Origin of the sequence: Streptomyces sp. P9-A2 (assembly GCF_036634175.1) — a bacterium.
Taxonomy (GTDB): domain Bacteria; phylum Actinomycetota; class Actinomycetes; order Streptomycetales; family Streptomycetaceae; genus Streptomyces; species Streptomyces pratens.
Map to the genome: position 1 here is coordinate 6874413 of NZ_JAZIFX010000001.1, position 24646 is coordinate 6899058.

General features: G+C 70.5%; 20 protein-coding genes and 1 pseudogene. 2 read left to right on the forward strand and 19 right to left on the reverse strand.

Annotated elements, in window-relative coordinates; all coding sequences use genetic code 11:
• Positions 1-219: 219 nt before the first annotated feature.
• From V4Y04_RS31145 to V4Y04_RS31170, 6 genes are all read right to left on the reverse strand, one after another.
• Complete coding sequence (locus V4Y04_RS31145) at positions 220-1227, reverse strand: DUF5914 domain-containing protein (RefSeq protein WP_332431702.1); 1008 nt, start codon at positions 1225-1227, stop codon at positions 220-222.
• Positions 1224-2219, reverse strand: a complete 996-nt coding sequence (locus tag V4Y04_RS31150) for a phytoene/squalene synthase family protein (RefSeq protein ID WP_332431703.1) — start codon at positions 2217-2219, stop codon at positions 1224-1226. The genes V4Y04_RS31145 and V4Y04_RS31150 overlap by 4 nt, the downstream gene beginning before the upstream one ends.
• Positions 2206-3786: a phytoene desaturase family protein gene (gene crtI, locus V4Y04_RS31155; RefSeq protein WP_332431704.1), complete on the reverse strand. Its 1581-nt coding sequence runs from the start codon at positions 3784-3786 to the stop codon at positions 2206-2208. The genes V4Y04_RS31150 and crtI overlap by 14 nt, the downstream gene beginning before the upstream one ends.
• A complete protein-coding gene (locus V4Y04_RS31160; protein WP_332431705.1) occupies positions 3783-4925 on the reverse strand; it encodes a polyprenyl synthetase family protein in 1143 nt (380 codons plus the stop codon). The genes crtI and V4Y04_RS31160 overlap by 4 nt, the downstream gene beginning before the upstream one ends.
• A 353-nt stretch (positions 4926-5278) precedes the next feature.
• Positions 5279-6172, reverse strand: a complete 894-nt coding sequence (locus tag V4Y04_RS31165) for an SDR family oxidoreductase (protein WP_332431706.1) — start codon at positions 6170-6172, stop codon at positions 5279-5281.
• Between the two features lie 256 nt (positions 6173-6428).
• Complete coding sequence (locus tag V4Y04_RS31170; RefSeq protein ID WP_332431707.1) at positions 6429-6644, reverse strand: hypothetical protein; 216 nt, start codon at positions 6642-6644, stop codon at positions 6429-6431.
• A gap of 342 nt (positions 6645-6986) precedes the next feature.
• On the opposite strand from V4Y04_RS31170, the gene V4Y04_RS31175 reads away from it, so the two are divergent.
• Positions 6987-8222 (forward strand): PP2C family protein-serine/threonine phosphatase, encoded by a 1236-nt coding sequence (locus V4Y04_RS31175; protein WP_332431708.1) that lies wholly within the window; start codon positions 6987-6989, stop codon positions 8220-8222.
• A 369-nt stretch (positions 8223-8591) separates the two neighbouring features.
• Entirely contained in the window at positions 8592-9506 is a 915-nt protein-coding gene (locus V4Y04_RS31180; RefSeq protein WP_332431709.1) for a HipA family kinase, read from the forward strand.
• A 35-nt stretch (positions 9507-9541) separates the two neighbouring features.
• Here the strand turns inward: V4Y04_RS31180 and V4Y04_RS31185 are convergent.
• From V4Y04_RS31185 to V4Y04_RS31245, 13 genes and pseudogenes are all read right to left on the reverse strand, one after another.
• Positions 9542-10751 (reverse strand): annotated as a pseudogene (locus V4Y04_RS31185) (RNA-guided endonuclease InsQ/TnpB family protein).
• 304 nt (positions 10752-11055) lie between these two features.
• On the reverse strand, positions 11056-12246 hold the full coding sequence (locus V4Y04_RS31190; protein WP_332431710.1) for an acyl-CoA dehydrogenase family protein: 1191 nt from the start codon (positions 12244-12246) through the stop codon (positions 11056-11058).
• Positions 12243-12857: a flavin reductase family protein gene (locus tag V4Y04_RS31195; RefSeq protein ID WP_332431711.1), complete on the reverse strand. Its 615-nt coding sequence runs from the start codon at positions 12855-12857 to the stop codon at positions 12243-12245. Before V4Y04_RS31195 ends, V4Y04_RS31190 begins: the two co-directional genes overlap by 4 nt.
• Before the next feature lie 90 nt (positions 12858-12947).
• Positions 12948-14321, reverse strand: a complete 1374-nt coding sequence (locus V4Y04_RS31200; RefSeq protein ID WP_332431712.1) for a purine-cytosine permease family protein — start codon at positions 14319-14321, stop codon at positions 12948-12950.
• Between the two features lie 159 nt (positions 14322-14480).
• Positions 14481-14882 (reverse strand): RidA family protein, encoded by a 402-nt coding sequence (locus tag V4Y04_RS31205; RefSeq protein ID WP_332431713.1) that lies wholly within the window; start codon positions 14880-14882, stop codon positions 14481-14483.
• Between the two features lie 11 nt (positions 14883-14893).
• The gene (locus V4Y04_RS31210; RefSeq protein ID WP_332431714.1) at positions 14894-16444 is read right to left on the reverse strand and encodes an aldehyde dehydrogenase family protein; all 1551 of its coding nucleotides are present in this window, start codon (positions 16442-16444) and stop codon (positions 14894-14896) included.
• 57 nt (positions 16445-16501) lie between these two features.
• Positions 16502-16933 (reverse strand): cupin domain-containing protein, encoded by a 432-nt coding sequence (locus V4Y04_RS31215; protein WP_332431715.1) that lies wholly within the window; start codon positions 16931-16933, stop codon positions 16502-16504.
• A 3-nt stretch (positions 16934-16936) separates the two neighbouring features.
• Complete coding sequence (locus V4Y04_RS31220) at positions 16937-17689, reverse strand: dimethylmenaquinone methyltransferase (protein ID WP_332431716.1); 753 nt, start codon at positions 17687-17689, stop codon at positions 16937-16939.
• The gene (locus V4Y04_RS31225; RefSeq protein WP_332431717.1) at positions 17686-18621 is read right to left on the reverse strand and encodes a VOC family protein; all 936 of its coding nucleotides are present in this window, start codon (positions 18619-18621) and stop codon (positions 17686-17688) included. Before V4Y04_RS31225 ends, V4Y04_RS31220 begins: the two co-directional genes overlap by 4 nt.
• Before the next feature lie 143 nt (positions 18622-18764).
• Entirely contained in the window at positions 18765-20330 is a 1566-nt protein-coding gene (locus tag V4Y04_RS31230) for a 4-hydroxyphenylacetate 3-hydroxylase N-terminal domain-containing protein (protein ID WP_332431718.1), read from the reverse strand.
• A gap of 427 nt (positions 20331-20757) precedes the next feature.
• Entirely contained in the window at positions 20758-21663 is a 906-nt protein-coding gene (locus V4Y04_RS31235; RefSeq protein WP_332431719.1) for a LysR family transcriptional regulator, read from the reverse strand.
• A 236-nt stretch (positions 21664-21899) separates the two neighbouring features.
• Positions 21900-23525: a malate synthase A gene (gene aceB, locus V4Y04_RS31240; protein WP_332431720.1), complete on the reverse strand. Its 1626-nt coding sequence runs from the start codon at positions 23523-23525 to the stop codon at positions 21900-21902.
• Positions 23526-23710: 185 nt separating this feature from the next.
• Positions 23711-24391, reverse strand: a complete 681-nt coding sequence (locus tag V4Y04_RS31245) for a nucleotidyltransferase family protein (RefSeq protein WP_332431721.1) — start codon at positions 24389-24391, stop codon at positions 23711-23713.
• Positions 24392-24646 lie beyond the last annotated feature (255 nt).

The window sequence follows — 24646 nt, forward strand, 5'->3', positions numbered from 1 at the left end:
ACCCCCAGCCGCGTTGCCAAAAGGCCCTAGCAGCTCCGCTACGAGGACACCTTCCGGCGCTTTGCGATCGCCCGCACCGGACGCCGCGAGCTGATCGGGCGCCCATTTTGTTCGGGGCTCTGAGGCCGGGTCTCGTGAGGAGGCGTGCCCGGGCGGGGCGCACGAGCTGCCGGTGAGGGCGAGTGGCACCACCCGCCCCCACCCGCTCTCACCGGCCGCTCACCCCGGAAACCGTCCGGTGCTGCGCAGCGCCCAGCGCCGCTCCGCGTACGCCAGGTCGTCGCGCCACAGCCGGCCGGCCGTCCGGCGCATCAACGGGCGCAGCGCGGGCGCGGCGGCCCGTGCCAGCGCGAAACCCCACCGGTCCGAGGCCGCGACGACCGCCTCGACCACGGCGGTCCGCGGCCGCTCGTCGGCCTCGCCGGTCAGCGGCGTGGCATGGGTCTCGACCACGGACGTGGTCCCCTCGCCCTCGGTGATGCGCATGACGACCGTGCGCGGTCCGGGAGCGGTGAACTCCGCCCGGACCGGCACCACCAGTGCGCCGGTCACCCGGAAGGAGACGTCGACGACGAAGGCGTCGTCCCCCTCGCCCCGCGGCGGCCGGGCCACCGTCAGGTCGACGAACGAGTAGGGGTGGAACCAGGAGCCGTGCCACGGGTCCAGCCGGTTGGCGACCACGTCCTGCGGCTCGCACCGCCCCACCGCCGTGAACACGGCGTCCACCCCGCTGCCCGCGGCCGGCCGCACCGGCACCGCGGGACGCTCCGTCGGCTCCTCGCCGCCGACCGTGTCCAGCCGGACCCACACCAGTACGCCGTCGTCGTGGACGGGATACGGGTCCCAGCCGGCGAACGGGCCGCCGTCCAGGGCCAGTCCGTGCCAGTGGCACACCAGCGTGCCGCACACCACCCGGCTGTCGCGCAGGGGCGCGCCCAGGTGCGGGCAGGCCCCCGGACCGGCGTGCAGCTCGCCCGTGTCCGACCGCCACAGCACGACCTCGACCCCGCCCACCGTCCTGCCGTACGGGCGGTCACCGGCCCGCACGTCCCGGGAGGCACCGACGACGAACCAGTTCCCGGACGGACGGGCGGACGCCCGCTTGAGGACGTCGGCGATCAGCGCGGGGCGCGCCTCCCGCCAGGTCGGCGTCTGTTCCGTCCAGCCGGACCCGCGCCGCCGTCGCAACGGTGGTGTCCAGCCGGTCCGGTTCGTTCGCTCCCTCACCGCACGGATCCCTTCCCCCGGAGTGCCGCGCGGGACGCACGGGGCACCCCGTCCGCGGCGCGGGCGCGCCGCCGCGCCCGCATGATGTGGACGGCGCCCGCGGCGGCCGTGGCCGCACGGCGCCCGCGCGACACCACCGCCCGGCGGTGCAGCACCGTGTACCCCTGGTCCGCGATCGCGTCGAGGATGCCGCGGTAGAGGGCGAACGCGGTACGGATGCAGGGGCGCACCCGCGGGTCGAGCATGGCGATGCCCGGCTCCGCCGCCCGGTACACCTTCCTGGTCATGGCCTCGGCGGCGACGAGCGCCTCGTGGATCCGCGCGTCGCGGCGCCCGGTGCGGCGGCTCCACTCCAGCAGGGGCCGGTCCACGCCGTGGGCGGCGAGCAGCTCCGCCGGCAGGTAGACGCGGCCCCGGTCCAGGTCCTCGCCGACGTCGCGCAGGAAGTTGGTGAGCTGGAAGGCGACGCCGAGGTCCGCCGCGTGCGGGGCCGCCTCCTCGCGCGAGGTGACCGTGCCGAGCACGGGCAGCATCTGCAGTCCGATCACCGCCGCCGAACCGTGCATGTAGGCCCGCAGGTCGGTGTAGGTCGGATAGTCGGTGACGTGCAGGTCGCTGCGCATCGAGGCCAGGAAGTCGGCGAACAGCGTGTGCTCGATGTCGTACCGGGCGGAGGTGTCGGCCACGGCCCGGACCACGGGCTCGTCCCCGCCGCCGGTACGCAGCCCGTGGGCGAGGTCGCTCTCCAGGCGCCGCAGCAGCAGGTCCCGTTCCTTCGGCGCCCGGGGCCGGTCGAGGTCGTCCACGATGTCGTCCGCCCAGCGGGCGAAGCCGTACAGGGCGTGCACGGCGGAGCGGCGTTCCACCGGGAGCAGCCGGGTGGCCAGGAAGTAGGTTCTGCCGTGGCGGGCGTTGAGCCGTCTGCAACGGATGTAGGCGGCGCGCAGCGCGGGATCGGTGATCCCGGCGGCGTCCAGTTCACGACGGGTCATGGATGCCTTCCTCGGCCGGGGTCGCGGCGGCGCGTACGACGCGCGCTGCCGGGCGGGTGCGGGCCGTGCGGACGGAACCGCCGCGGACGCCGCCGGTGACGCGCGCGGCGGCGAGCCTGCCGCTGATGAGCACCGTCGGCACGCCCACGCCGGGGGTGGTCCCGCAGCCGGCCAGCACGACGTTCTCGAGGCCGCGCACCAGATTGCGCGGGCGGAACGGGCCCGTCTGGGCGAACGTGTGGGAGACCGAGAACGGGCTGCCCGCCGCGTGCCCCTGCGCAGCCCAGTCCAGGGGCGTCACCAGCATCTCCTCCTGGACGCTGTCCGCGAACCCGTCCAGACCCCGGCGCTCCAGCTCGGCGACCAGGCTGTCGCGGTAGCGCGGACCCAGCTCCCGCCAGGCGGCGGCCGAGGGCCCGACGGCGGTGTTCGGGCACGGGGCCAGCACGTAGTGGAGGTGCCTGCCCGGCGGGGCCAGCGCGGGATCGTGCGTCGTCGGCCGGGTGATCAGCAGGGACGGGTCGCTCATCAGCCGGCCCGAGCGGGTCAGCTCGTGGAAGGTGCGCTCCCAGGCCGCGCCGAAGGAGAGGGTGTGGTGGGCGAGACCGGGCCAGGTCCGGTCGGTCCCCGCGTGCAGGACCACGGCGGACGGCGAGTGGCGCAGCCGCACCGGGCGCCGCGGGGCACGCCCCAGCAGCCGGTGCGCCGTGGACAGCTCGCAGGTCAGCACCACCGCGTCGCAGCCGATCCGCTCGCCCGACGCCAGCCGTACGGCACGCACCCGTCCGGCCGAGCGCTCCAGCGCGGTCACCTCGGACGACCAGCGGAAGTCGGCACCCGCGCCGGCCGCCGCGTCCGCCATGCCGCGGGGCAGCGCGTGCATGCCGCCCTTGGGGAACCAGACACCGGCCACCGTGTCCATGTAGGCGATCACCGCGTAGGCCGCGAGGGCCCTGGCCGGGGCGACCCCGGCGTACAGGGCCTGGAACGAGAAGACACGTTGCAGCCGGGGGTCGGAGAGGAAGCGGCCGATGCGGCGGTCCAGCCGTCCGAAGCCGCCCAGCCCCGCCAGCCGGGCCAGGTCGGGGTGCAGGAGCTGGAAGGGCGAGTCGAAGTTCGTGTCGATGAACCGGCGCATCTGCGCCCGGTACAACCGCTCCAGCCATTCCCGCAGCCCGCGGTAGCCCGCCGCCTCGGCCGGTCCGGCGAACCGCCGCACCTCCGCCTCCATGGCCTCGCCGTCGGTGTGGACGTCGAGCGACGTCCCGTCCGCGAAGCACGCCCGGTAGGCCGGGTGCAGGGCCGTCAGCTCGACGTGCCGGGCGAGGCTGTCGCCGACGGCGGCGAAGGCCTCGTCGGCCAGGTGCGGCATGGTCAGCACCGTGGGACCGGTGTCCACCTCGTAGCCGCCCAGGCGCACCCGGCCGGACCGGCCGCCCGGACCGGCGTCCCGCTCCACGACCGTCACCCGGCGGCCCGCCCCCAGCAGATGCAGGGCACACGCGAGGCCGGACAGCCCGGCACCCACCACGACGACGTGATCCGTCGCCCCCGGCACGGTTCTCACGCGGCCTCACCGGTCCGCTCCGGAGCGACGCCCGACGCCCGTTCGACCAGCGCGGCGAACTCCCGCCGTACGGCGGGGTCCGCACCGGTCCCCGCGAAGTGCCGCAGGCTCGTCGCAGCCAGCTCCGTGATCCTGTCCTCCACGACCGTCCACGCACCGGTCCGCTCCAGTGCCGTCCTCATCCGCTCCACGGTCTCGTCCGAACGGGCGCAGGCGTGCGGACCGAGCACGTCGGCCGCCTCCCGGTCCCCGGAGGCCTCCGCGAGCCGGAGGCCGACGGCGAGCAGGTAGGTCAGCTTGCGGGTCCGCAGGTCGTCACCGGCCGGTTTGCCCGTCAGGTCCGGGTCGCCGAAGGCGCCGAGGAGGTCGTCGCGGAGCTGGAAGGCCAGCCCCGCACACCGCCCGGCGGAACGCAGCGCGTCCAGGGTCTGCGTGTCGGCGCCGGCCAGGGACGCGCCCAGTGCCAGCGGGCGCTCGACCGTGTACAGGGCGCTCTTGAGCGTGGCGATGCCCACCGCCTCGTCGACACCGGACAATCCGGCGGCCTGCGCGTGGATGTCCCGGTACTGCCCCGCGACCATCTCGCCGCGCATCGCCCGCCACTCGCGGTACAGCTGCGGGCCGTACGGTGAGCCGAGCGCCGTCTCGGTCAGCAGATCGTCCGCCCAGACCAGGGCCAGGTCACCGGCGAGTACCGCGGCGGATGCCGCGAACGCTTCGGGCGGACCCGTCATCCGCGCGGCGCGGTGCATGGCGGCGAGGTCGACGTGCACCGCGGGCGCGCCCCGGCGCAGCGGCGAACCGTCCATGACGTCGTCGTGGATGAGAGCGCATGCCTGCACCAGCTCGAGCGCGACTCCCGTCCGCAGGAGCGCCGTCGCGTCGCCCGAGCCGCCCGCCGCCCGCCAGCCGCACCACGCGAACGCCGTGCGCAGCCGTTTCCCGCCCCGCCGGACGAACGCGGTGACCCGGCCGGCGACGTCACGCGCGAACAGCGGGTCCACGTCACGGGCCCGGCACAGTTCCTCGTCGAGGACGTGCCCGAGCTCCGCCTCGACGGCGCGGACGGTGTCGAGAGCCGTGAGCGGACCGTCGACGGGCCCGGTCGGTTCGGCCACGGTGGGCCCGAGTCCCCACATACACAACCTCTTCTCACTCTCGGTCACCTGCACACCAGTGCTTCTGCCGGGTGCCCTTGTGTGGATGCGCTGATTCCTTCCCGTTACGGGGTCGGTCCCGGAGGACAGTCACTCCACCGGCCCAGCGGCGTGGGCGGCATGGCGGTATGTCACCTCGGGCGCGCTCCCGACGGCGCGCCCGTGCGAGGCCGGTGAGCCGGTCCGGCCGGCGGCCCCGGTCGGGCGGCCCCGGTCGGGCGGTGAGCCGGTCCGTGGCACGAGGCCACCGACGCCGACCCCGGCGGTCACGTCGGTGGGCCCGCCGCTCCCGGCCGGCCGCGCCCGCGAGCCCGGCATGGTCCGAACGGGAGGCTCTAACGGCGCGGAGGGCGGGAGCCGGCCTGGTCGGCCCGGCCGCCGGCACCGAGCAGCCCCGTGGCCTCGAACGGCTGCTCGGCGGCGAGACGAGGCAGTTCACGCCGCGACAGCATCGTCACCACAGGGGGCATCGCGGCGCGCACGAGTTGGGCCGACCGCAGCCAGCGGGGCACGTAGACGGACGGCCGGCGCCGTTCGATCGCGGTGACCAGCCGGCCGGCCACGTACTCGACGGGGTACACCTTGCGCGCCGGTGGCGGCATATGGCCCCGTAGCTCCCGCAGCACCGCGTACGCGTCGGCGTCGCGGATCATGTCGGTGTCCGTCCAGTTGATGTAGGCGATCCCGACCCCCACACGCCGGTGGGCCACCTCCGCCTGCAGCGCGTGGGCGAACGACTCGACCCCCGCCTTCGACGCGCAGTACGCGCTCATCATCGGGGCCGTGCCGATGGACGCGAGCGACGCGACCTGGAGAAAGTAGCCCCGGGTCTCGAACAGGTCATCGAGGAACGTCCGGGCCGTGACGGCGCTGCCGATCAGGTTCACCTCGACCACCCGACGCCAGCTCGTGGGATCGGACTCGGCGAACGGGCCTCCCTCGGCCACTCCCGCGTTGGCGACCACGACGGAAGGAGGCCCGAGCCGCACACGGATCTCCGCGGCTGCCCGGGCCATGCCCCGGTCGTCCGTGACGTCGACCTCCCAGCACTCGGACACACCCGCAGGCAGGGAATCCCTGACCCGGGCCAGTGTTCTCTCCTCACGCCCGAGCAGCGCCACCCGCGTACCCCGGCCGGCCAGATCCCGTGCCATCGCCGCACCCAGACCGCGTGCCGCTCCGGTCACGACGGCTGTCCGCCCGTGCAGCGGGCTCTCGGCGACCGGCATGGACGGTTCCTCTCCCGCGGTGGCGTCCCCCTGCACTCACGGTAGGGCCGGCCGCCGCCGTCGGCATGCGGGGCGCCGTCGCACCGGCTGCTTCGCCCCGCCCTCGGGTCCGGTGACGTGCGGGCCAGGACACCGGGCCACCGGGCCCGAGGTCGTGCATCGGCACGGGCGGCAGGGGTGAACTCACCACGGCCCGCAGGACAACGCGGGAATCAGTCGCACGACGGCCGCCGAAGCCGCTGCGCGATGTCTGCCGTCACTTTTCGTAGGTGGACAGGGCCAGCCCGAGGGCGAAGAACGTGGGGGCCCACTCACCGACGAAGATGCCCAGGCGGTCGGCGCGTTCCTCGCCCTTCTTCTCCACGCTCAGGGAAGCGCACCAGGTGATGACGGACATGCCGATGGAGATGAAGCCGGCGGTGTAGGCGTGCTCGGCACGGATACCGGATTCGTGCAGCTTCTTGACGATCATGAAGGATCTCGGCTTTCGGGAGGCGGGGACGGGCTCTGCCGTCCATCCCATCCGGGCACACCGGGTGACGCGCCCGGATGACGGCCATGCGGCCCAACGAATCCACCCGCTTCCGATCCCACCGCCGGTCGGTGTAACCCGGGACGGTTCTTGCGAGGCTGGAGACGACACCGTTCCGTCACCCGAGGCGATCGGGACCGCTTCTCCCTTCTGCCGGCCCGACAGGGCGACGCGTCCGATGGCCCGTTCCCTCCATATTTCACTTATCGTGACTGGTCACGGATTGACTCTCGCCGTGGCGGTTCCCAAGCTGGTACGGGGGCCGCGAAAGGGGCCGTAGCCGTGAGTGGTGGGCAGAGTGAACTTCCCAGGCTGCTGACGGCAGCGGAGACGGCGGCGCCGGTGGAGGCCGTCGACGTGGTCGCCGAGTACCTGTGGCGGCGCTTCGGAGCCACGAAGGTCTCTTTCCTCATCGTGGACCTGACGGGGAGGTCGGTGGCGCGGTTGTCCACCTCCGATACCGCGGAGGGTGGGCGAGAAGCGGAGCGGATCCCCATGCCCGGCAGCGTCTACGAGAAGGTGATCCGCACCCAGCGGCTGTATCGGGAGGCGACCGGCCGGGGACAGCGGGTGATCGTGCCGGTCACCAACCGGGGGGACGCGATCGGGCTGCTCGAACTGCTCCTGCCGGCCGACGCGGACGCCGACGTCCTCGACGCGGTCGGGGAAGCCGGACATATCCTGGCCTACGTCGTGATCGCCAACGGGCACTTCACCGACCTCTACATCTGGGGAAAACGCTCCAGGCCCCCCACCCTGGCAGCAGAAATCCAGTACCAGCTGCTGCCTCCCTCGCTGTCGTGCGAGGCCGCACAGTTCACTCTGTGCGGGAGCCTGGAGCCCTCCGAAGACCTCAGTGGAGACACCTTCGACTACACACTGGACCACGACACACTGCACTTGTCGGTGACCGACCCCATGGGCCACGACATCGGTGCCGCGCTGGCCGCCACGGTCCTGGTGGGCGCGCTGCGCGGCGCCCGCCGCGCAGGAGCAGACCTGGCAGACCAGGCCCACCTGGCAGACCAGGCCCTGGCCGACTACGGACACGGCCACGCCACCGGGCAGCTGCTGCGTATCAACCTTCATACCGGGCAGGCCCAGATGGTCAACGCCGGCCACCCCTGGCCACTGCGCCTACGCGAGGGGGCCGCGGAGGAGATCACCTGCGAAGTGGACCATCCCTTCGGGCTGTCCGCGCTCGCGTCCCGCCCCTACCGGGTTCAGGACATCGATCTGCGACCCGGTGACCGTCTGCTCATGCTGACCGACGGCATGCTCGAACGTCATGGGGAGAAGGTCGACCTGCCCGACCTGCTCGAGCGCACCCGGAACCTGCACCCGCGGGAGACCGCGCTGATACTGACGTCCGCGGTACGGGACGCCGCCCCCGGCGGCCGGCTCGAAGACGATGCCACCGTGATGTGCCTGGACTGGCACGGTCCCCAGGAGATCCAGCGGCACGTCAGCTCCGGTGCGGACGTGCGGCAGGCCTCACCCGGCCGCACGATGCGATAACCGATAACCGATAACCGATAACCGATGACCGCCGTGAGCGACCCGTGGCGCTTCACGACCGCGGGCCGGCTGACGGAGGAGGCCGCCTGCCGGCGGCCGAGCAGGCGGGAGGGTCCGTGGTGATGCCGGCGCGGTGGCTCGGGCGCTCCTCGCCGGCCGTCACGCTCGGTTACCACGCTCACTTCATGCCGGAGGCCGGGAGTAAGGGGCGCACGATGATCGACGGGCTGCTCGGGGAGGCGGGAGACCAGTGCGCCGGCCGAAACTCCCCAGATTCTCCCCAGGGCTGATCGTGGCCGATTCCCCGGAACACGGGGGTCTTGGAGAGGTCATGGATTGCAAGGCCAAGGGATCGCGTAGCCTGGCGAAATGTTGACCGAGGTCACCGCTACCCGCTACATCACACCTCTGAGGTCCGGCGGTTCCGTGCCCGGGGTGTTCGAGGCCGACGACCTGGGCACCTACGTCGTGAAGTTCACGGGGTCCGCGCAGGGGCGCAAGGCACTGGTCGCCGAGGTGATCGTCGGGGAACTGGCCCGTGCGCTGGGGCTGCGGTTCCCGGAACTGGTGCTGGTGGACTTCGATCCGGCGATCGCCGACAGCGAGCCGCACCAGGAGGTGCGGGAGCTGCACGCGGCCAGTGCCGGGATCAACCTGGGCATGGACTATCTGCCGGGGGCGCGGGACTTCACGCCCGAGGTCGCCGAGGTCTTTCCCGTCGACCCGGTGGAGGCCGGGCGGATCGTCTGGCTGGACGCGCTCACGGTGAACGTGGACCGGACCGTCCACAGCTCCAATCTGATGGTCTGGCCGACGCTCGGCGTCGCGCCGCCCCGGCTGTGGCTCATCGACCACGGGGCCGCGCTCGTCTTCCACCACCGCTGGGACACGTCCGACCCGACCAAGGCGTACGACTTCCGCCACCACGCCCTCGGCGGTCACGGGCCCGACGTCCGCGCCGCCGACGCCGAACTCGCGCCGAAGGTGACCGAGGAACTGCTGCGGACCATCACCGCCGAGGTGCCCGACGCCTGGCTCGCCGGGGAGCCGGACTTCGCGACGCCCGACGAGGCCCGCGAGGCGTACGCGGGGTATCTGTACGCGCGGGCGCGTGCCTCGGCCCAGTGGCTGCCGACCGATTTCCCCGGCGCGGAGGAACTGGCCGAGGAGAACGCACGCCGGGCGGCGCGGACCCGGCAGGGGCGCCCGGCGTGGCTCAAGAACGTTCCCGATCTGCACGGCAGGCCCGCGGCGGAGCAGGACTGGTCGGTACACCTGGGTTGAATCCTCCCCTCCCTGAAGGGAAGGGGATTCCTGGCTCAGGCCGCCTCCCGGAGCAGCGCTCCGGGAGGTCTTCCGCCATCGGCACCAGCCGGGTGGAGACCAGCCCGGACGAGCATGACGCGTGCGGAGTTCTTGTCCCGTGGGGCCACGGTTCCGTAGGCGGTGCAGGTGTAGACGCGCTCCCCCAGCGGCTGGGGGTCCCCCCCACGCCTTGAAGGCAGTGGGGGAGCGTGCTTGGCTCTCGCATCGCAGTGCGCGCAGTCCATCGTGGTGTGCGCGGGATGGACGAGACGGATGTCCCGCCCGTGCTTGCGGCCCATCTCGATCAGAGCGGCCTTGGTGGCGCCGATGGAGGCGTCGGCTGCCTTGCGGGCCATGGTGGTCTTGGCCAGGAACTTCGGGCGGAAGTCCTCGACCGCGATGACGTCGTGGTCGCGGACAACCTTTTTGGCCCACTTGCGCCCGGTGTCCGCACGCTGCCTCGCGACCTTCCTGTGGGCCTTCGCGCGCAGTTTCCCCGCCTCGCGGTAGCCCTTCGATGCGGGCTCGCCCTTCTTCGGCTTGCGGCGGGCCATCATCCGGTCGTAGCGGGCCGGCTTGGTCCGGGCCTTCCTGCCGTGCTCGGCATGCGGCAGGTCGTGCGCGTCGGACGTGGCCGGTCTCCGGCAGGGGCTGGAGCTGGGCGGGGACGACGAACGAGCAGTACCAGTGCCCGAGGCCGTCCCGGTACAGGCGTACCGAGGACGGCTCGGCCGGCAGTTCCCGTGACCAGACCACCGTCAGGACGACGCCGCCCGCCAGGTGCAGCCGGCCGTCCTTCGACCGGAACCCGCGTTTGGTGTAGTTGAGGGTCGCCAGTGCCTCGCGTCTGGTCTTCCACTTCGGCATCCCGGCCCGGCGCGCTGTGGGCAGGCGTTCCTTGATGTCCTTGTGCGCCTTGGCGCGGGAGCGGCCGAAGTCGCGGATGACCTGCTGCTGGGGAACCGACGAGCCCTCACGCAGCCACGGCGTACGGGCGCGGGCTTCGGTCAGCATCCTGTCGAGCCGAGCCGGGCCGCACGTGGCTTTCCGGCCGGTGGACTTGTTGTGCAGGTGCACGGCCCTGGACTTGGCGACGCATTCGTTCCACACCCAGCGGCACCGGTCCCACTCCGCCGCCAGGACGGTGCGGGCAGCGCACGACACGCGCAACCGGTAGGTGTACCGGGCATGCCCGGCCCCCGCATCCGCCCTCACCTGCACCATCTCGCCTCCCTCGCGGCCCCGCCCGGGGACACTCCGTCATCCCGAACCCTGCGAAGGACCGTACGTGCGACAGCCGCACAGACACACCCCGATCCCACAGCCACCACCCCCACCAGCGACCACAGGCACACGCGTTCGCATCACATCGGCGACAGCGACAGCGACAGCGGCGCGGAGGCGCCGCGCCCTGGACCGGATGCGATTCCTCCCCGGCGTGAACGCCGGGGCCTTCTCGTAAGAAACAGGTGAACCGGGGCCGCCCCGCCGAGGCGGGGCGGCCCCTGGGTGGGCGTCGGCCCTTGCCTCACACCGTTGCCTGCTCGGGAACGACGAGGTCGAAGAACCCCCAGTGCGACCCGGCGGGCAGGGTGCCCGACAGGATCCGGCCGCACTTCTGCGTCACGATGTGCGAGGACCCCCGGTGCAGGCTCCCGGCATGGCTGTCGCGGAAGAAGCGCTGCAACGTGCCGTCCCGCATGACCTGGGCGCCGGCGAAGCGATGCACGAGCTGACTGATCTCCAGCGCGGTCCGGGTGGCGAGGCTGCAGGCGAGCCGCGCCATCGTCTCCTGCTCGTCGTCGAGCGGGGACTGCGCTTCGAGCGCCGACTCGTTGTCGCGCCAGGTCTCGCGCAGCAGCGCCATGGTGCCCCGGACGTGCGAGAAGTGCCGTGCGTACTCCGCGAAGAACTCGTCACTGGTGACCGGGGACCCCACCGCGGGATCCTTGTGCTGCGTCAGCTCGCGCAGTTCGTCGAGCATGCGCCGCCCGACCCCCTGCGACCAGGCCGCCTGATGCAGACCGGCCAGCAGCGCGGGACTCAGGCCCCGCAGGGAACGGCCCCGCCGGGCGTGCTCCGGGCCGGTGCGGAAGACGTAGGTGTCCTTGATCAGCAGGTCCTCGGCCCGGTAGTCGAGGCTCGCGGTCGCCCGCAGCCCGAGCATGTCCCAGTTGTCGCTGATCCGCAGGGCGGCGCGGGGAACCAGGCAGACCAGCCTCTCTCCCGTCCCCTGGACCGTCACCGCGAGATTGAGGTGGGTGGCCATGGACACCCCGGCCGCGAACTGCCAGGCCCCGCTCACCCGGTAGCCGCCGTCCTCCCGTACGGCCTGGCCGGTGAACGACGTGGACTGCCCCGCCACCAGGGGGAACGTGTCCTTGGTGAAGAGTTCGGTCACCGCCTCGTCGCCCAGGTACGTGGCCGCGGCAGCCGTCTCGCTCGCCACGGCGCGCACCAGCCAGCCCAGCGAGGAGTCGGCGTGCGACAGCTTCTCCATCACCTGCAGGACCTGCAGGGGGGACGCCTCCAGGCCGCCGAGTTCGGCCGGCACCATCAGCCTGAAGACTCCGCTGTCGCGGAGCGCGTCCTGCACCACCGGAGTCGGACGCCGCAGGCGCTCGCTGTCCGCGGCCTCGCTCTGCAACAGGGGGTAGATCTCGTCCAGTTGCCTCAGCAGCCCGGAGAAGCCCTCGTTCACCTGTGTCTGGACCGTCATGACCGGCTCCTCTGCGACTGCGACTGCGACTGCGACGGCGCACCGCCGCCGGCGGTCTCGCTCTCCTGGGCCAGGGCGCTCCACTGACCGCGGTAGAAGAGCAGGGGGTTGGTGTCGTCCTGCTGGCCGTAGGACGACACGCGACCGAGGACCAGGACGTGGTCCCCGCCGTCGTAGCCCGCCCACGGAGTGCACTGGAAGTACGCCAGTGAACCGTTGATCCGCGGCGCGTTGTCGTCGTCGACCCACTCGATGAGGTGGGCGTCCTGCGGTTTGCCCGCGAAGTGGAGGGCGGTGTCGAGCTGGTTGTCGCCGAGCACGTTGACCGCGAAGGGCCGTTCGAGCAGATAGGTCAGGGCCCGCGAGTTCCGCTGCATCGAGACCAGCAGCAGCGGCGGATCAAGGGACACGGAGGTGAAGGAGTTCACGGTGACGCCGTAGTAGCTGTCGCCGGACCGGTACGTGAGCACGACGACGCCGGTGGCGAAGTTGCCCAGGGTGTTGCGAAGCAGGCGGGGATCGGCGAGCGAGGGGACCGCGACGCTCGACGCGAGGGTCTTCGCGTCGGCGGCCTTCTCGTAGATCTCGGAGTCCCACATGATGTCGGTCATCCCGAACCTCCTGGAAATCGTGGGTCCGGCCCGTGCGGGCCGGGTTGGGCCGGCGGCCACGTGCCGTGGGGCCGTGGCCGCCGGCCGGGGTCAGACGGCCTCTTCGACGGCTTCCTCACCCGTGACGAACGTGGTGCCGGTGCCTTCGGGCAGCAGGCTCCGCAGGGCCGGGTAGGCGGCCAGGGCCAGCACGAACGACACCAGGAAGCCGAGGGCGAAGACGTCGGTGGCCATCAGGACCGTGCCGACGGCGGCGGACAGCACCAGGGTGATGACGCCGGCCCAGTTCCACTTCTCCACCCGGTGGGTGGCCCGGTCGTACCGCGTGCGCCGCACCAGGTAGTAGTCCGCGATCATCACGCCGCACATACCGAGCGTCATGGAGCCCAGGTACGCCAGGTAGGCGGCGAACTGCTCCAGGATGCCGGCGGCGATCATCAGCAGGGCGATGACGTTCCCGATCACCACCATCGCCGCCCGGCCCGGCTTCCACCCGGTCAGGGAGTCGATCAGGTTGACCAGCGACAGCGAGCCCGAGTAGGCGTTGATGGCCTGTGCCTTCGCCTGGGCGGCGTAGATGGTGATGAAGCCCATCCAGCCGGCGAAGATGACGAAGAAGGCACCCGTGTTCTCCATGACGAACGTGCTGCCCGCGGCGCCGGCCGCTTCCTGGCTCAGGCCGGCGTCGTTGGCCATGAGGTACTCGATGACCTCGGGCATGCCGCCGATGACGACGAGCGATCCCAGGACGGTCATGACGACGTTCTGGGTGATCGGGCCGGAGGCGGCCAGAATGGTGACATCGCGGCGCGTGCGGCAGTAACGGGCGAAGTCCGTGGTGACCAGGGCGATGGTTCCCGCCGTGGCGCCCATGACTCCGATCGCGGCCTCGAACTTCGGCCAGAGACCGCCGGGGACGACACCGCCGTAGGTGAACACGTCCATCGGGTTGGCGCCCTGGATCACGTAGATGTGGATCAGCATGTAGATCGTGACCAGGAGCGTGACGGCGGTCAGGGCGGCCGACGCCCGCAGCGCGAGCTTGAGGCCGAAGATGGCCAGAGCGATCCAGGCCAGCGTCATGAGGCCGTAGAGCAGGATGCGTATCGGCCAGGAGTCCGGCAGGTCGAACATCAGCAGCGTGCCCTGGTAGAGGAGTGCGGACTCCATGGCCAGGAAGCCGAGGATCATGAACGCGAAGATGACCGAGCCGATCGACGAGCCCATGAAGCCGAACCCGAAGAACCGGGAGGTGATGGTGCTCGACATGCCGGTTTCGAAGGCCATCCGCCCGAGGGCCTTGCCGAGGAGCACGGCGAAGCCCGCGACGAGGACACCGACGATCATGCCCACCGTGAAACCGGCGAGCACGACCGTGAAGCCGGCGATGGCGAAGATGACGAGCGCGGTCGCGACACTGATCGGACTGAGGGAGAGCTCATAGCCGCTCTTCCGCTCCGCCATCGGCACGCTGACCAGGGCATGGTCTTCCGCCGCAGCGGCCAGTGCCGAATCGGTGGATCTGGGATTTCTGGTTGGTGAGGACACAGTTCCTACCCCCGGGGGATATGGCGCCCACGGCCACTTCTCACAGTGGGACGCGCCTTGAGTGGCTGAGAACGCTCAGTCGGCGCTGCAGCCGGCCACCGCGATGGCCTCGATCTCGAGCAGGATCTCCGGCTTGGCGAGCGCGGAGACCTCGACCAGGGAGCACGCCGGGAAGTCGCCGGAGAAGAACTCCTGACGGGCCTTCCACACCCCGGCGTTGTCCCCCATGTCCGTGACGAAGATCGTCATCTTGACGATGTCGTCCATGACCGCGCCGGCCGCCTCGACCAGATCCTTGATCTTCTGGAAAATGACCTTGGACTGGTCGTAGGCGGTGTCGCCGAGGACACTCACCCCGTCCTGCCCGCGCGCGGTCATTCCGGAGATCATGATCAGGTCGTCGATCCGCAGGCAGTTCGACCACATCTTGTCCGCCGGCTCGCGCACGGCATCGGAGATGAAACGTTTCTTCTTCATGGCGCTGCTCCTCACAGGTCGATCCGGTTGTCCCAGGCGGAGGCCCCGCCCCAGTTCACGCAGACGCTCTGGCGGCGCATGAAGCCCTTCCACGCGTCCGAGCCGGCGGTGCGGCCGCCCCCGGTCTCCTTCTCGCCGCCGAACGCGGAACCGACGTCGGCGCCCGTGGTGCCCATGTTGATCCGGACGATGCCGCAGTCACTGCCGCGGGCCGACAGGAACGTCTCGATGTTGGTCAGGTTCGTGCTGTGCATGCCCGAGGCCAGGCCCTGGGCGACGCCGTTGTGGATCTCGATGGCCTCCTCGAGATCCTCGTAGGTCAGCACGGAGACGATCGGCACGAAGGTCTCCGACTGGGCGATCTCGAAGTGCGGCTCGACACCCGTGACGATGGCCGGCTCGACGTACAGACCCGGGCGGTCGATCACATGGCCGCCGTACACCACGGTGGCGCCCTCGCCTTCGGCACCGGCGAGGACCTTCCGGTAGTCCTCCACCGCCTGCCGGTCGATCAGCGGGCCGACCACGGTGTCCGGGTCGCGCGGGTCACCGATGGTGATCTGGTCGAAGGCCTTCTTCAGCAGCTCGACCAGCTCGTCCGCGATGCTCGCGTGGGCGATGACGCGGCGGGTGCTCGTGCAGCGCTGGCCCGTCGTGCCGACCACGCCGAACGTCAGTGCCCGGGCGGCGAGTTCGAGGTCGGCGGTCTCGTCGACGATGCAGCCGTTGTTGCCCGAGCACTCCAGCTGGTACCGGCGTCCGAGCGTCGAGCCGACGATGTCGGCGACCTTGCGGCCCACCGTCGTCGAACCGGTGAACGAGATCATCGCGACCCGGGTGTCGGCGACCATCGTCTCGGCGACGGCGTTGTCGTCCGGGATGAGCAGGGAGAACACGCCCTCGCAGCCCAGCTCCGCCGCCGCCTTGTTGACCAGCTTCTGCACGGCGATCGCGGTCAGCGGCACCTTCGGGCTCGGCTTCCAGATCACCGTGTTGCCGGCGATCGCGGACAGGAACCCGTTCTGCGCCCACACGGCGGCCGGGAAGTTGTACGCGCTGATCAGCCCGACGACGCCCAGCGGCAGCCACTGGTCGTACATGCGGTGCTCGACCCGCTGGGACTGCTGGGTGAAGCCGTACATCATCCGCGCCTGGCCGGCGGCCAGCGTCGACATGTCGATCGCTTCGCGGAGCTCGCCCTTGGCCTCCATCGTCGACTTGCCGGTGTCCAGGGAGACGACCGCGGCCAGGCTCTCCAGGTTCTCCTCGATCAACTGACCGATCCGGCGCACGAATTCACCGCGCCGCGGCGGCGGCACCATCCGCCAGCGCTTCTGGGTCTCGACGGCGGCGGCCACGAGCGTCTCGTAGTCCTGTCCGTCGGAGGCCGCGATCCGGCCCACGACCTCACCGTCGGCGGGACACTGCGCCTCGATGACCGGCCGGCCCTCGACGGTGCCCCAGCCGGTCGAGTCCCCGTAGGTACCGGAGTGCACCTGGTCCAGGCCGAATTCGGCGAGCACCTTGTCGGTGTCGAACAGAGTCTTGGTGGTTTCGCTCATCATCGCTTTCCATCAACGTCGCGGGTTCGGCGGGAATACGTCGGACGGACCGGCACCTCACTCCTTGGCAAGGAAGTCGCCGATCGTCTCGTCCGTGTGGTATTCGGGCTTCTCGTAGTAGTGCGGGCCGTCGTAGATCTCGATCAGCACGCTGCGCTCGTGCGCCAGCGTCGGGCCGTGCGGGTGGTCCTTCGGGTTCATGTAGAAGGAGCCCGGACGCAGCCGCAGGCCGGAGTCGGTGTACTCGTAGTCGCCCTCGAGGCAGTACATGAACTGGTTCGAGGCGTGCGTGTGCTTCGTCGGGATGGTGCCGCCCTTGTCGTACTCGAGCAGGGCGATGCTGGCGCCGGTCTCCGGGTTCTTGTGGAGGAAGTACTGACGGAACCCGTAGTCGGGGTAGTCGATCCAGTCCTCGTCCTTGAGGGACTTGAGGTCCGCGGCATGGATCAGGACCTCGAGCGACTTCATGGTCTCGGGGTTGATGCTCATGGTTCACTCCCGTCCGGGGCGGCCGGCGGCCACCCACGTGTCGTATTCCCGGCGGCTTTCAGGTGTGGCGGGGAAGAGCCCGAAGAGGGACCGGCCGCGCTGGATCTCCAGTGCCGCGAACTCCTCGTACGCGGCGGCGTCGGCGGCCTCCGCGGCGACCTCGGCGGCCAGTTCCCCGGGGATGACCGCGACGCCGTCGCTGTCGCCCAGCACCACGTCGCCCGGGTAGACCGCGACTCCGCCGCAGCCGACGGGTTCGTCCAGGGCGACCGGGTGCAGGGCGATGGGAGTCGCCTTGGGCGCGTTGTCCCGCTGGTAGCACGGCAGGCCGGTCTCCCTGACGGCCGCCGAGTCCCGGTACCCGCCGTCGGTGACGACGCCCGACACACCGCGGTGCTTCAGCCGCGCCGCCATCATGTCGCCCATGGACGCGGCGGCCGTGCTGCCGAACGCGTCGATCACGAGCACCGCGCCGGGCGGGCACTCCTCCATCGCCCGCCGGTGCAGGTTCTCGCTGCTCGCGTAGGTGGCGAGGGTGTCGAGATCCTCGCGTGCGGGGATGAACCGCAGGGTGTAGGCCGGGCCCACCAGCGGCTGCTGATCGGCTGCCAGCGGCCGCACGCCGGCCATGATCACGTTCCGCAGGCCGCGCCGGAGCAGCATGTTGGCCACGGTGGCCGAACCCGCTTGCGCCAGTTGCGCGCGGACCCGCTCCGGCAGCGGCTGGGCGAGGTCCGTGCTCGCTGCGCCGGTCACTGGAAGAACTCCAGGGGCGGACGGTTCCCCCACTGGGTGGTGTCACTGGCCGTGCCGTTGAACTTGGTCGGCCGGTGGCGGTGGTCGACGACGTCGCCGTCGGTGTAGTGCTCGATACGGAAGCCGAACGGGTCCTTCCAGTAGTCGAAGATCTGGCTGCCGAGCAGGTGGCGGCCGACTCCGACGTCGAGGGTGTACCCCTGCTGAATGAGGTAGTCGTGCGACGACATCACCGCGTCCATGTCGGTGACCTCGAACGCGCTGTGGTGGATTCCCACCCAGTCCGACTGCAGGACGAGCATGAAGTGGTGGTCCACCAGCTGCTCGCCCAGGTCCAGCCGGACGAAGGTACCGACGACGGGGCCCTCCTCACCCGGCGGGACGAAGTAGTCCGAGGGCAGGAAGTCGAAACGCTCGTTCAGCCAGGCCATCGACGCGTCGTGGTCCTTCACATGGAGCACGAAGTGGCCCAGGCGTGCGATGGTGCACGGCGCCACGGGCTGGCGGACGGCGGCGTTCACCCGGTTCTTGTCGCGGACGTTGTTCATGACGAAGGGGTCGCGGTCCGGGAGCGGCTCGGCCTTCTCCCGGCCCCAGACCGCCCGGATCCCGATGCCGTCGGGCATGGTCATCGAGACCTCGTGGCCGCCGCCGGGCTCCGTCGACTCCCGGACCGGGGACGACCCCGGCTTCGCGGCGAGCTCGACGAGGTCGTCGTAGCCGGCGACCTCGATCGAGGCACCGATGAAGCGCTGCTTGTCGGCCTTTCGGGTCACATGGATGTGATGCTGCGTGCCCGTTCCCCGCATGTACAGGGTCCGGTCGTCGCTGCCCTCGGCCTTCACCATGCCGAACGCGGTCAGGAACTTCTCCATCACCTCGAGATCCGGTGCCTCGTAGGTGACTTGGGCGGCATCGATCGCCGTAGCCACGGGTCCTCCTGTGGTGGATGGGAGCGCGGCGGCGCGCGGGGAACCGGCGCCGCCGGATGAGCCGGGGCTCCCGCTCCGGACGGGAGCCGCCCGGACGGGGGCCGTACGGACGGGGGCCGTACGGGCGGGAGCCGCGCAGACGGTCAGCGCTTGAGGATGCTGACGTCGTCCGGGTTCTTCAGGTCCGGCACGGTCCAGCCGTCCAGGTCGTACTCGTCCATGGCGCTCTGCGCGAAGTCCTTGCAGTAGTCGAGGAGACCGCTGCCCCGGGCGCCGAACAGGTTGGTCTGGCGCGTCACGTCGTTGCTGCCGATGTAGTTGATCTCGTACAGCTCGTGGCGGGCTCCGAACTCCGTGCCGATGGAGTCCCAGAGCATCTTCATGACCTTGACGCGCTCCTCGGCGTCGATGCCCCCCGTACCGCGCAGGTAGGTGTCCAGGTAGCCGCGGATCTCGGGGGTCCTGAAGTCCTTCGCGTGGGAGTTGAGGTAGATCAGGCCGCTGGCCACGACCTGCTCGATGATGTTCTTGATCTTCGGCATGGCCAGCTGGTTCATCACGCGGTAGGCGCCGGCGAACTGCGGGTCGGGCTGGATCATGCCGCCCTTCCAGGGCACCGCGCTCTTGGCCATCGCGTCCGACAGCGCCCAGAACGTGTTGCGCCAGGCGATGACCTCACCGAGCTGGGACATGACGCCGTGGAACTGGCCTGCTCCGGTGACGTCGAGGGCGCGGGACAGCATGCCGACCAGGAAGTCCATCTTCACGGCGAACCGGGTGCAGCCGTGCAGGGAGGCGCGCTCCAGATAACCCGAGTGGATGTTGTACTTGTTGGCCTGCTCCAGGTCGTTGTAGATGAACGCGTTCTCCCAGGGCACGAACACGTCGTCGAGGACCAGGATCGCGTCGTTCTCGTCCAGACGGCTCGACAGCGGGTAGTCGAACGGGCTGCCCAGCACGGCCGCGCGGTACTCGTTGGACGTACGGCAGATCAGCTTCACGCCGGGAGCGTTGGTGGGCGTGATGAACACCGGCGAGAAGGCCGGGTCCTGCACGGCGACCTGGCCCACGTGACCGACGAAGGTGTAGTGCGTCAGGGCCGATCCGGTGGCCACCACCTTGGCGCCCTTGACGTAGAAACCGGCGTCGGTCTCCCTGGTGACCCGGATGAAGACGTCCTTGCCCGCGTCCGCGCCCATACCGCGGTCCACCGGGGGGTTCATGATCGCGTGGTTGATGTACCACGTCTTCTCCTGGGCCTTGCGGTACCAGTTGCGCGCGTTGTCCTCGAACCCCCGGTAGAACTCGGCGTTGGCGCCGAGAGTGCCGAGGAAACAGCCCTTGTAGTCGGGGGAGCGCCCCATCCAGCCCCAGGCGATCTTCTGCCACTCGGCGATCGCGTCACGGGAGGCCACCTGCTCCTCGACGCTCTTGGGCGCCTGGTAGAAGCGGTGGGTGAAGCCTCCACCCTCGGTGGGCGCGGTGAGGACATCCTTGCGCGCCGGGTCGTGCAGGGCGTCGTACATGCGAGCGATCATGCGGGCGGAGTTACGGAAGGCGGGGTGCTCGGCGATGTTCTCCACCCGCTCCCCGTAGATCCAGACCTCGCGGCCGTCGTTGAGGCTTTCGAGATATTCATCCCCGGTGAAGGGGAGGTGATCACGGCCGGCAGGGCTGTGTGCAGACTGGTTCGCGTTTCCCGTCGTCATTGACCGGAGCCCCTTCTTTTCGTGCGCGGAACCGCGTCAATCCCTCGGTTCGTGCAGCCAATACGAGAGCAGCGATCGCGTGAGGTTTTTACCTCTCGATCCGAAACTGCCTACGCCGTCGAATTGCCGGGAAGACTGACACGGCCTATGGGGCGGGGCAAGAGAAGTGGGGAGAGGGCGATGGCGCTCGATGGTGCTCGAGCGCCTCGGCCGGCTACCTGCCCGTCGGTCGGAGCGTAGTGGAGAGACTGCCTCTGACCAGGCATTTTGAGTTTTTCCCAGGACGTTGGGGGGTACTGGAGGAGCATTGAAAAGTGACGCACATCACATAGGATTCATCGCAGTTCATGGAGCTGCTTGCTTGATTTCCCCGCCCTTTCCATACAGGGGGTCTTAGGGGGGTATAAAGTTTCGTGTATGGCTGCGCTCACCGTCCGAGCGTGCGACGGTGCTCGGCGACGATGCGCGTCGCCTGCAGCCACCGCTCCATCAACGGCGTGATCTCGGCCCCGCGTTTCCACAGGAGCGTCGCCTGCATGGGCCTGAGCCATCGCGGGGGGTCGAGGAGGGCCACCGTGTCGCTTTTTCCGGCCATGCGCTCGGTCGCGGGGGCGACGCCCAGTCCCGCGGCGACGAAAGCGAGCGCGGTCTGTGGTGTGGAGACCTCGATGACTTCGAAGGAGTGGTCGGTCGCCAGAGCTTTCTCCGCGGCGTCCGGCATTCCCGAGAAGGCGGGAATCGGGGACGGAAGAATCCAGCGTCCCCAGCCTTTTCCGTCAGGGTGCTGTTCCTTCGCGCGATATTTCGGCACAGCGAGCTTGATGCCGATGTCGATAACGGGAGACCACTCGCAGGTGTCCGCGACGAACCCGGCGAATTGTGCGGGGGCGAACGGAACGCAGCCCATGTCCAGTTCGCCCGTCCGAATCCGTTGAACGATCACATCGGGAGTGACGTCGACCAGACTCACGTGAGCGTTGGGAGCATGGTCGAGGAACTCGGCCAGGACATCGGCGATGATCTCGTTGATGACCATGGGCTCCACGCCGATGCGCAGGTCTCCGGCCGCCCCCTCGGCCATCGACCTCAGCGTCTCGACCACCCGGTTCCGGTCGGCGATCAGCCGCTCGCCCCTGGACAGCAGGTGGAGCCCGGCCCGGGTGGGGTGGACGCCCTTCGCCGTCCGCTCGAGGAGGCGCACACCGAGTTCCCGCTCCAGCTTCGTGATGGCGTGACTCACCGGCGGCTGTGTCATGCCGAGATTCTTGGCGGCCTGTGAAACCGAGCCGGCCTCGACGACGGCCCTGAAGTACTCGAGTTGGCGAAAGTCCATGCCGTCTGCATTTCACGGCTTCCGGTAAATGTCAACACATACCTGACCAAACCGGAGAAGGCGGAACGGGTCGGTCAAATGGGCGGGGCGCTTCGGGGATGTGGCCATCCGCAGTGCCGCATGAATCCCCTCGCGTGCCGGGAGCGCGTCTGGCTCCGGGGTGCGGACGGCCGGAGCGGTCCCGGGCGCAGCGAGGCCCCCGGGGGTTTCCCGGGGGCCTCGGGCGCGGTGGGACGTCAGCCCTGGAGTTGCTCGTACGCCGGCAGGGTGAGGAAGTCGGCGTAGTCCTCGTCGAGGGCGACCGTCAGCAGCAGGTCGTGGGCCTGCTGCCAGTGGCCCGCCGCGAAGATCTCCTCGCCCAGCTCGCCGCGGATGTTCGACAGCTCCTCGGCGGCGACCCGTCGGGCCAGCTCCGCGGTGACCGGTTCGCCGTTGTCGAGGACGACGCCCGCGTTGATCCACTGCCAGATCTGGGAGCGGGAGATCTCGGCGGTGGCCGCATCCTCCATCAGGTTGAAGATGGCCACCGCGCCGAGGCCGCGCAGCCACGCCTCGATGTAGCGGATGCCCACCTGGACCGCGTTGACCAGGCCCGCGTACGTCGGAGTGGCCTCCAGGGAGTCGATCGCGAGCAGGTCGGCGGCGTGGACGTCGACGTCCTCGCGCAGCCGGTCCTTCTGGTGCGGCCTGTCGCCGAGCACCCGGTCGAAGGATTCCATGGCGATCGGGACCAGGTCCGGGTGGGCGACCCAGGAGCCGTCGAAACCGTCGTTCGCCTCACGGTCCTTGTCGGCGCGCACCTTCTCGAACGCGACCTTGTTGACCTCCGGGTCCCGGCGGGACGGGATGAAGGCCGCCATGCCGCCGATCGCGTGCGCACCCCGCTTGTGGCAGGTGCGCACGAGGAGTTCGGTGTACGCGCGCATGAACGGGGCCGTCATCGTGACCGCGTTGCGGTCCGGGAGGACGAACTTCTCCCCGCCGTCACGGAAGTTCTTGACGATGGAGAACAGATAGTCCCAGCGCCCCGCGTTCAGCCCCGAGGCATGCTCGCGCAGCTCGTAGAGGATCTCCTCCATCTCGTACGCGGCCGTGATCGTCTCGATGAGGACGGTGGCGCGCACGGTGCCCCGGGGGATGCCCACGTAGTCCTGGGCGAAGACGAACACGTCGTTCCACAGGCGGGCTTCGAGATGGGACTCCGTCTTCGGGAGGTAGAAGTACGGGCCTTTGCCGAGGTCCAGGAGGCGCCGGGCGTTGTGGAAGAAGTACAGCCCGAAGTCGACCAGGGCGCCGGGTACCCGGGTGCCGTCGGCATCGGTGAGATGGCGCTCGTCCAGGTGCCAGCCGCGCGGGCGCGTGACGACCGTCGCCAGCTCCCCGTCCGGGCGCAGGGCGTACGACTTGCCGGACACCGGGTCGGTGAAGTCGATGGTCCGGGTGTAGGCGTTGATCAGGTTGAGCTGGCCGAGGACCACGTTCTCCCAGGTGGGCGCGGAGGCGTCCTCGAAGTCCGCGAGCCACACCTTCGCACCCGAGTTGAGGGCGTTGACGGTCATCTTCCGGTCGGTGGGGCCGGTGATCTCGACCCGGCGGTCGTTCAGGGCCTCCGGGGCCGGGGCCACCCGCCAGGAGTCGTCCGCGCGGACGTCGGCCGTCTCGGGAAGGAAGTCGAGCGTGGAGGTGCGGGCGATCTCGGCGCGGCGCTCCGCGCGGAGGGCGAGGAGTTCGTCGCGCCGGGGCGTGAACCGCCGGTGCAGTTCGGCCAGGAAGGCGAGGGCCGCCTCGGTGAGGACCTCCTCCTGCCGGGGCAGGGGCTCGGCGTCGACGATGGCCAGCGGGTGCGGCGCTGGTGCGGACATCAGCTGTCACTTCCTTCGGCGGGCACGGCACCGGGTGCCGGTCGACCCGGGTACGGCGGAGAACGCCCGGGGCAGGGACGGGTCCGAGGGGCGCTCCGGGTTGTGGATAGTAGTTTCCTTATCGTGGAAGTTCAATGGTTTGTTGATGTGGGGACACCCCGGGCCGGCGGACGCGTGACATCCCTTTACCCGAGGCGGCTCAGGTCCTCCTCCGTGTCGATGTCGTAGGCCTCGGCCACGTCCCCGCACTCGACGAGGACTACGTCGTCCGCGTGTTCCTTCAGGTAGGCGCGCGCTCCCTGGTCGCCGGTCGCGGCCGCGGCGACACCGGCCCAGTGCGCGGACCCGAACAGGACGGGGTGACCGCGTACGCCGGCGTAGGTGGCCGAGACGAGGGGGGCCCGCACCTCCTTCCGCTCTCGCGCGTTCCGCGCCCCCTGCGGGTACCCCGTCTCCCGCTCCGCGTACGCGGCGCGTACCCGCGCGACCGCCTGCGGGCCGATTCCGGGCTGATCGACCAGCAGGACCAGGGCGGCCCGCGCTTTTGTGCCGGTCAGCGAGGCGAGCCCGGCCCGCAGGGACGAGCCCATGCCCTGCTCCCAGTCCGGGTTGTCGACGAGCACGCAGTCCGGCAGAGAGGCTCGCGAGCGGACGTCGTCCGCCCGCGCACCGAGCACCACGTGCACGCGCTCGCAGCCGCCCGCGCGCAACGCTTGCGCCGCGTGCTCCACCAGTGGCCGCCCCCGGTGGGTCAGCAGCGCCTTGGGCCGGCCGCCCAGCCGCCGTCCACCGCCCGCCGCGAGCAGCAGTCCCGCCACCTGTGTGGTGGTCCGTCCCGAGTCCGGGTTCGTCCGAGGTGTCGTCATACGTTCTGCATACCTCAATGCCTCGGGGGCCGCCGGGTGCCGGAGGAACCCGGCGGGTGGCGCGGGGTGGCGCGACGGGTGACCCGGCGAGTGACGTGGCGGACGGCGTGGGAGGGGCGGGCGGGGCGGAAACGGGGCGGAGGCGGGGAGCGTTAAGGGGCGCATCCGGCCTGCGATGTCACGCTGTGGAGCAAGACGATGACGCAGCGGACTGGCGCGGAGGGGGTGGGGTGGCGTTTACTGGCGCGCACCGGC

Excerpts from the sequence above, each read along its gene's own strand:
- V4Y04_RS31150 (WP_332431703.1), bottom strand. The coding sequence starts at position 2,219 with ATGACCCGTCGTGAACTGGACGCCGCCGGGATCACCGATCCCGCGCTG.
- V4Y04_RS31165 (WP_332431706.1), bottom strand. The coding sequence starts at position 6,172 with ATGCCGGTCGCCGAGAGCCCGCTGCACGGGCGGACAGCCGTCGTGACC.
- V4Y04_RS31210 (WP_332431714.1), bottom strand. The coding sequence starts at position 16,444 with ATGAGCGAAACCACCAAGACTCTGTTCGACACCGACAAGGTGCTCGCC.
- V4Y04_RS31190 (WP_332431710.1), bottom strand. The coding sequence starts at position 12,246 with ATGACGGTCCAGACACAGGTGAACGAGGGCTTCTCCGGGCTGCTGAGG.
- V4Y04_RS31195 (WP_332431711.1), bottom strand. The coding sequence starts at position 12,857 with ATGACCGACATCATGTGGGACTCCGAGATCTACGAGAAGGCCGCCGAC.
- V4Y04_RS31200 (WP_332431712.1), bottom strand. The coding sequence starts at position 14,321 with ATGGCGGAGCGGAAGAGCGGCTATGAGCTCTCCCTCAGTCCGATCAGT.
- V4Y04_RS31170 (WP_332431707.1), bottom strand. The coding sequence starts at position 6,644 with ATGATCGTCAAGAAGCTGCACGAATCCGGTATCCGTGCCGAGCACGCC.
- V4Y04_RS31160 (WP_332431705.1), bottom strand. The coding sequence starts at position 4,925 with ATGTGGGGACTCGGGCCCACCGTGGCCGAACCGACCGGGCCCGTCGAC.
- V4Y04_RS31215 (WP_332431715.1), bottom strand. The coding sequence starts at position 16,933 with ATGAGCATCAACCCCGAGACCATGAAGTCGCTCGAGGTCCTGATCCAT.
- aceB (WP_332431720.1), bottom strand. The coding sequence starts at position 23,525 with ATGTCCGCACCAGCGCCGCACCCGCTGGCCATCGTCGACGCCGAGCCC.
- V4Y04_RS31205 (WP_332431713.1), bottom strand. The coding sequence starts at position 14,882 with ATGAAGAAGAAACGTTTCATCTCCGATGCCGTGCGCGAGCCGGCGGAC.
- V4Y04_RS31235 (WP_332431719.1), bottom strand. The coding sequence starts at position 21,663 with ATGGACTTTCGCCAACTCGAGTACTTCAGGGCCGTCGTCGAGGCCGGC.
- V4Y04_RS31180 (WP_332431709.1), top strand. The coding sequence starts at position 8,592 with ATGTTGACCGAGGTCACCGCTACCCGCTACATCACACCTCTGAGGTCC.
- V4Y04_RS31245 (WP_332431721.1), bottom strand. The coding sequence starts at position 24,391 with ATGACGACACCTCGGACGAACCCGGACTCGGGACGGACCACCACACAG.
- V4Y04_RS31230 (WP_332431718.1), bottom strand. The coding sequence starts at position 20,330 with ATGACGACGGGAAACGCGAACCAGTCTGCACACAGCCCTGCCGGCCGT.